The 7,416-nt window shown below is 71.8% G+C and carries 5 protein-coding genes; 1 reads left to right on the forward strand and 4 read right to left on the reverse strand.

What is annotated here, in order from left to right:
• Window positions 1–313: 313 nt before the first annotated feature.
• Together IE265_RS24940 and IE265_RS24945 are read right to left on the reverse strand one after the other, a co-directional pair.
• Window positions 314–994, reverse strand: coding sequence for a CBS domain-containing protein (locus IE265_RS24940; protein ID WP_190037903.1), 681 nt, complete (start codon window positions 992–994; stop codon window positions 314–316).
• 130 nt (window positions 995–1,124) lie between these two features.
• A complete protein-coding gene (locus IE265_RS24945; protein WP_190037904.1) occupies window positions 1,125–2,861 on the reverse strand; it encodes a GAF domain-containing sensor histidine kinase in 1,737 nt (578 codons plus the stop codon).
• Between the two features lie 261 nt (window positions 2,862–3,122).
• On the opposite strand from IE265_RS24945, the gene ppdK reads away from it, so the two are divergent.
• The gene (gene ppdK / locus IE265_RS24950) at window positions 3,123–5,816 is read left to right on the forward strand and encodes a pyruvate, phosphate dikinase (RefSeq protein WP_190037905.1); all 2,694 of its coding nucleotides are present in this window, start codon (window positions 3,123–3,125) and stop codon (window positions 5,814–5,816) included.
• Window positions 5,817–6,628: 812 nt separating this feature from the next.
• On the opposite strand, the gene IE265_RS24955 is transcribed toward ppdK, so the two are convergent.
• Window positions 6,629–7,066 (reverse strand): pyridoxamine 5'-phosphate oxidase family protein, encoded by a 438-nt coding sequence (locus IE265_RS24955; protein WP_190037906.1) that lies wholly within the window; start codon window positions 7,064–7,066, stop codon window positions 6,629–6,631.
• Window positions 7,067–7,122: 56 nt separating this feature from the next.
• Window positions 7,123–7,416: pyridoxamine 5'-phosphate oxidase family protein (locus IE265_RS24960; RefSeq protein WP_190037907.1), on the reverse strand; the 294-nt coding region annotated here is incomplete at its 5' end.

Genomic DNA, 7,416 nt, shown 5'->3' on the forward strand with positions numbered 1-7,416 from the left:
CCTGAGCCGTGCTGCACCGAAATGTGAGCACGCCCTCGACACGGTGACCTCGCCATCCCCGGCGGGGCCGACGCCCGCGAGCCCTGCGCGCAGCGCGTCCGGGCCGACCGGGTGGCACTCAGCGACCCGGGTGCCGTGCAGTCCGGGAAGTGCCCGTGTCCGGGGGAACCCCGGCTCGACCCACCTGAGCAGGTCCGGAAGCGTTCCGTCTTCCCGCTCATGTCCCTTCTCCCTCCTCGGTGCTTCCATCGTCCTGCTCCGCCCATGGCAGCGCGTGGGGCGGACCCCTCTCAGGACCCGGAGGGGCGGCGGTTCACGGCGCCGGCAGGTCGGGGTCGAGATCCGGGCGGCGCAACGGGCCCTGCAACTCGCAGTGGACGTCCACCACGCCCTCTGTGGCCCGCACCAGACGGACGAGGACCGGGACGAGGGTGGTGTCGCGGACGTGGCCGGTGAGGGTCACGACTCCGTCGTGGACCTCCACGCCGATGGGGCGCACGGGAACCGCCGGCAGGTGTGTGGTGATCCCGCGTCGTACGTCCTCGGCGATGTCCTGGTCTTCGCGCAAGAACACTTCGAGCAGATCGGAGCGGCTCACGATGCCCTTCAGCACGCCGGCGCCGTCGACGACGGGCAGCCGCTTGGCCCGGTGCCGGGCCATCAGCCGTGCCGCCTGGGAGAGGGTGGCGTCCGCGCTGACGGTGACCGCGGGGCTGGTCATCAGCTCGCCGGCCGTCACCGCGCGGGCTTTGGCCCGTCCGGTCGCGTGCCGGGTGCGTGGTTCCGCCGGGTCCCGGTCGCGGAACTCCTCCTTCGGCAGCAGGTCGGCCTCGGAAACGACGCCTACGACCCTGCCGTCGGCGTCCAGCACGGGCAGCGCGCTGATCCAGCGCTGCCGCATGGTCCTGGCGATGTCCTTGAACTCCGCCGCGTCGCGCAGGGCGACGACGGTACGGGTCATCACGTCCTCTACGACGTAAGGGGTGCCGGGCATGGGATCCTCCCGTGGTGCTGGGACTCCCCCGGTGCTGGGATGCGCTGGCTTCACCTCCAAGCGTCGGACATCACTGGGGACCGGCGCTTGGGCCGAGCGGGCCATACTCCCTGCCGCGCCGGCTTCCGTGCTAGGCCGAAGCGACGGGCACCCACCAGACCAACACCGTGCCGCCGCCCTCCGGGCTGCTCAGTTCCAGTTCGCCACCGAGCTGCTCCGCACGCTCCGCCATGTTGCGCAGCCCGCTGCGACGGCCGTCTGCCGGGATGCCGACGCCGTTGTCGCTGACCGTGAGCCGAACCCGGCCGGAAGCAACCGTGAGGGCGACATCGGCGCGGCCGGCCCGGGCGTGGCGGGCGATGTTGGTCAGAGCCTCTGACAGCACGGCGACGACGTGGTGGGCGGTCTCGCGCGGCACGTCGGTGTCGATCAAGCCCTCCATCCGCAGGCTGGGCGCGAATCCCAGCACGGGGGTCGCCTCACCGGCGACACGTACGACCCGGGCCCGAAGTCCGGTCCCCTCGGTGCCCTCGTGTGAGCGCAGGCCGAAGATCGTCGACCTGATGATCTTGATGGTTTCGTCGAGGTCGTCCACGGCCCGCACCACCCGCTCCGAGGCTTCGGGGTGCTCGATGAAGCGGCCCGCGCTCTGCAGGGTCATACCGGTGGCGAAGAGCCGCTGGATGGCGAGGTCGTGCAGGTCGCGGGCGATGCGGTCGCGGTCCTTGAGCACGGCGACCTCCTCGGCATCCGCACGGTGCTGGGCCAACTCCATCGCGATCGCCGCCTGCGCGGCGAACACCTTGACCGGTTCGATCTCACTGCTGGAGAACGCCGTGGCGCCGGCCTTCCGGACCAGCAGCACGACACCCCGGATTGCGCCGGGGGCCGAGCCGATCGGGACGGCGACGGCCGGCCCCAGACCCTCGACAGGGGTGCGGGCGGAGGAGACCCGTTCGTCGTTGGACACATCGGCGCTGGTCACAGGAGTGGCGGAGGACAGGGCCTCGCCGATCAGGCTGCCCTCCCTGGGCACCACCACCCCTCGGTACGTGTCCGCGTCCAGACCCACGGCGAGTTCCACCGCGAGCGCGTCGGTGTCGTCCATCGGAATCGCGACGACGGCCAGGACGGCTCCCGTGATCTCGCGGGCCCGGTCGGCGATCAACGCGAGGACCACGCCCTGCTCCCCGCCGGACAGCAGGGTGTGGGTGATCTCGGCGTTCGCCCGCAACCAGCGCTCACGCAGCCGGGACTCCTCGTAGAGGCGGGCGTTGTCGATGGCGACACCGGCCGCCACTGCGAGGGTCGACGTCACGGAGAGGTCCTCCTCGTCGAACTGTGCCCCGCCCCGCTTCTCAGTCAGGTACAGGTTCCCGAAGACCTGCTCGTGCACCCGGATCGGGACGCCGAGGAAGGTATGCATCGGCGGGTGGTTGGGCGGGAAACCGTACGACGCCGGGTGCTCGGAGATCTTCGCGAGTCGCAGCGGCTCGGGGTGGTCGATCAGCTCGCCGAGGATGCCGTGGCCCTCCGGGTAGGGGCCGATCCGGGCGATCTGCTCCTCGGCGATGCCGACGGTGTGGAAGGCGGACAACCGCCTCCCGTCCGGTCCGATCACGCCGAGAGCGGCGTACTGGGCGTCGACCAGCACCGCCGCCGCCTCCACGATGCTCCGCAGGGCCTGCTCCAGGTCCAGTTCCCGGCCGACGGACAGGACCGCCTCCAGCAGGCTGTGCACCCGGTCCCGGGTACCGCGGGCGGCGTCCAGGCGGGCCTGAAGCTCCTCCAGCAACTCGTCCAGCCTCAGCTGCGGCAGCCGTACCCGGGCCTGCTCGGCCCGCCGAGGCTCTTCGGGGCTTCCCACCTGCGTCTCCTCCGGTCCCTGGGGCGCGCGGCACTGACCGCTCCGGTCACAGGTCACGCTACCGGCGCGGGAACCGCGGCGGACCGAGATCAGAACCCGTTCACGGGCGCTGCGGTTTCCGCTGTGGGGCCGTTCGGCCCCCACAGGAGGGACGGACAGCACCTGCCGGGCGGCGGCGCGGGCGTCCGAAGCTGAGAACACCGAGCGGGCCGGGCCGGTCCGAGGTGCCGGTCCGGGCCCCGAGCCGAGGAGTGCGGTGTCATGGCCCGATATGTGTACGACTTTCGCGAGGGCCGCCGCGAGATGGCGGACCTGCTGGGCGGCAAGGGCGCGAACCTGGCCGAGATGACCCGGCTGGGCCTGCCGGTACCGCCGGGCTTCACGGTGACCACGGACGCCTGTCGAGCCTTCCTGGCAACCGGCGTCGAGCCGCCCGGCATGGCCGTGGAGGTCTCCCGGCACCTGTCCGCCGTCGAGGCGGGCGCCGGCCGCAGGCTGGGGCAGAGGGACGACCCGCTGCTGCTGTCCGTCCGCTCCGGGGCCCGCTTCTCGATGCCCGGGATGATGGAGACGGTCCTGGACATCGGCCTCAACGACGACTCCGTGCCGGGGCTGGCCAAGTCCTCGGGCAGCGAACGATTCGCCTGGGACTCCTACCGCCGGCTGCTGCAGATGTTCGGCGCGACGGTCATGGGCGTCGAGCCGTCCCTGTTCGAGGGGGCCATGGCGCTCCTCAAGGAAGCCTGCGGGGCCGTTGACGACCTCCACCTGGAGGCGCACGACCTGGCCCGGCTCGTGGAGACGTACAAGCAGCTGATCCGCGACGAGACCGGCGAGGAGTTCCCGCAGTCCCCGACCGAGCAGCTGCGTCGCGCGATCCTGGCGGTCTTCCGCTCCTGGAACGGCGAACGCGCCCGCCTCTACCGGCGCCGCGAGCACATCCCCGACGACCTCGGCACCGCCGTGACCGTGCAGCGCATGGTGTACGGCAATCTCGGCCCCACGGCGACATCCAGAGGCGGCGGGAGCGGCGTCGCCTTCACCCGCGACCCGGCCACCGGCCGCCCCGGCCTCTACGGCGACTACCTGCCCGACGCGCAGGGCGAGGACGTCGTCGCGGGCATCCGCAACACCGTGCCGCTGGCCGACCTGGAACGGCTCGACCCGGCCTCGTACGCCCAACTGCTGCACCACATGCGGACGTTGGAGACGCACTACCAGGACCTGTGCGACATCGAATTCACCATCGAGCGCGGCAGGCTCTGGATGCTGCAGACCCGGGTCGGCAAGCGCACCGCGGAGGCCGCGTTCGCCATCGCCGCCCAGCTCACCGACGAGGGGATCATCACCCCGGACGAGGCCCTGGCCCGGGTTGACGGCGGCGGCCTGGCTCGGCTGATGTTCCCGGCCTTCGACACCTCCGCGGCCGGTGCGGCGCTCGCACACGGCCTGCCCGCCTCGCCGGGTGCGGCGGTCGGCGCGGCGGTGTTCGACCCCGCGGAAGCGGTACGGCGGGCTGCGGCCAGCGACAAGGTGGTCCTGGTCCGCCAGGAGACCACCCCCGACGACCTGCCCGGCATGATCGCCGCGCAGGCCGTGCTGACCAGCCGGGGCGGCAGGACCAGCCATGCGGCCGTGGTGGCCCGGGGCATGGGCAAGGTCTGCGTGTGCGGTGCGGAGGAACTCACGGTGGACACCGCGGCCCGGCGTCTCACCACGCGGGGCGGCGCCGTCGTCGAGGAGGGCACTGTCATCTCCGTGGACGGTTCCGACGGGGCCGTGTACCCGGGGGCCGTGCCGCTGGCCGACTCGGCCGTCATGCGGTTCCTGGAGGACGGTGGCGAACGTTCGGTGGGTGTGGTCGATGCGGTGGCCCGTGCACTCGAGCACGCTGATTCCGTACGCCGGTTGGAGGTGCGGGCCAATGCCGACACCTCCGAGGACGCCCGCCGAGCCCGCCGCTTCGGAGCGCAGGGCATCGGACTGTGCCGTACCGAGCACATGTTCCTCGGTGAGCGTCGCAGGCTGGTCGAGGAAGTGATTCTGGCCGGCGACGACCATGTGCGGGAGCGGGCACTCGCAGCACTGCTCCCGCTTCAACGGGCGGATTTCACCGGCATCCTGGAGGCGATGGACGGCCTGCCCGTCACCATCCGCCTCCTCGACCCGCCCCTGCACGAGTTCCTGCCCGACCGCACCGAACTCGCCGTCCGCCTCGCCTCCACCGCCGAACCCGCGCCGCAGGACGTCGAGTTGCTCGGTGCGGTGAACCGCCTGCACGAGCAGAACCCGATGCTGGGCCTGCGCGGCGTACGCCTGGCCCTGGTGGTGCCGGGTCTGGTCGCCATGCAGGTGCGGGCGATCGCGGAGGCCGTCGTGGCCCGCACGCGGGCCGGGGGCACCCCACGGGCCGAGATCATGGTGCCACTGGTCGGCGCGGTGGAGGAGCTGCGGATCGAGCGCGCCGAGGTCGAGCGGGTGCTCGCCGAGGTGTCGGAGGAGTCCGGGGTGTCCGTGTGCTGCCCTGTCGGCACGATGATCGAGCTGCCCCGTGCCGCCCTCACCGCCGGCGAGATCGCGGATGAGGCCGACTTCTTCTCCTTCGGCACCAACGACTTGACCCAGACCACCTGGGGCTTCTCGCGCGACGACGTGGAGGCGGCGTTCTTCTCCGCCTACCTCGACAAGGGCATCTTCCTCGATTCCCCGTTCGAGACCCTTGATCGGGACGGGGTGGGCCGCCTGGTCCGCATCGCCGTGGACGAAGGCCGCGCTGCCCGGCCCGGCCTGAAGATCGGTGTCTGCGGCGAACACGGCGGCGACCCGGAGTCCGTCCACTTCTTCCACGCCGCCGGACTCGACTACGTCTCCTGCTCGCCCTTCCGGATGCCGGTGGCGCGGCTGGAGGCGGGGCGTGCGGCGCTGGCCGCGACCGAGAGGAGTGACAAGCGCTGAGAGCCAGTCACCCCCTACGGACGGAACGACCACCACCAAAGACACGCCGTCGAGGTCACCGTGCCTGCCGAGCAGCAGTCCGTGGAACTGATCTTGCTCCGGCGGCATGCTCTGCCTGCCCGTACGTCCGGTCTACCGGCGTCCTGGAGGGCGAAAGCCTCATCATCCGCGCCCATGGAGGTGGCGAGAGAAGCGCTGGCAAGCGGACCCCGCGTGTGTGCGGCCGACCGCAGGCTCACCGCGCCGGACGCCGGGCCGGCGAACCCGTCAAGCGCTCTGTTGCCGACGTAGGAGAGGGCCGCGTCCGCGTTCCTACCTCAACGCCTCGACGGCGTCCTCTTCCGCGACCTCCGTGTGCCCGGACAGGGTGGGGCGCATTCGCGCATTCGCGCACCCGCGACCCGGCGGCGGCAAGGACGGGTCCCGCTTCGTCTCGGGCCGGGCACGGCATACACGACGCGCAGCGTGGTTTCCCGACGGGCCGCCTTGGCCGGGCGAACAAGGTCGGCCCGGTGACCGGCACAATCGCCGCTGCGCGGCGGCCCGGGCAGGGCCGCCCCGCTCCCGCAGACGGCCTCGCCGCACGGCGAATGCGCCGCCTGTGCGGTCGGTCCGATCCTGCTCGTCGCGATCGCAGCCGCGGCGCCCACCTCCACGACGACGGGCCTAGCTGCGTGACGGCCCCGTCCGGCGGCACCGGGCGAGCACCTCAAGCTCGGGCCCGACATCCCCTGATGCCGCATCCGCAGCCGGCGGCACGCCCGGTGCCGCGACGACGCCCGGGCGTACGGCTGTTCAGTGCCCGCAGTGGCTCAAGGACTGAGGCCGAGCGCCTGGACCGTGACCCCGCCCGCGAGTTCCCGACCCGTGACCAGCTCGGGCTCGATACGGATGAACACGTCCGTGGGCCAGGACACCCACGGACGTGGTCCGCTCCGCAACAGGTGTGCGTGGACGGACTGCTCCGTGACCAGCGCCGCCCGTCCTGTGACGATGACGCTCCACCCGGAACGCGCCACCGCGTCGACCTCGTCGGCCTCGAAGGAGACCACGGCGCCGTCGACCGCGCGGACGAATTCGGAGGCGGCCGAGGTTCGTACCACCACCGCCCCGCCGTCCAGGGCGAAGTTCACCAGGAGCACGGCCGGCAGGGCCTGGCGTGTGTAGACGACGCGGCCGACGGGCGCTTGCGCCAATAGACGCAGGCACTCGCTCCGGTCGAGTTCGCGGAACCCGTCGTTGGCGTGCATCGGCATACTTCCTCGTCAGGCGGAGGGGACGGATGGACAGCGGTGTCGGGGGCTGGTCATACCGCTATCCGCCGACCGGTGACCGTGCGCGGCTCGACCCGCACCCACAGGTCACGCCGGCCGCCCGCCCACGGCGCGCTGAACGCCTCCGCGTCGAGCCGACGGATCTGTTCGGGGTCCGTGACAATGCGGGCCTGCCCGCGCACGAGCACACTCCAGCCACTGCTGAACGCGTCATCGATCCGGTCGGCCTCGAAGGCCACCCGATGACCGTCCGCCAACGAAGGCGGGCCTTGGCCCCGGATGTTGAACACACGAGACACTGGATCCTGAGGATCTGAGAACGGACA

Origin of the sequence: Streptomyces fructofermentans, assembly GCF_014651055.1 — a bacterium.
Classification (GTDB): Bacteria; Actinomycetota; Actinomycetes; order Streptomycetales; family Streptomycetaceae; genus Streptomyces; species Streptomyces fructofermentans.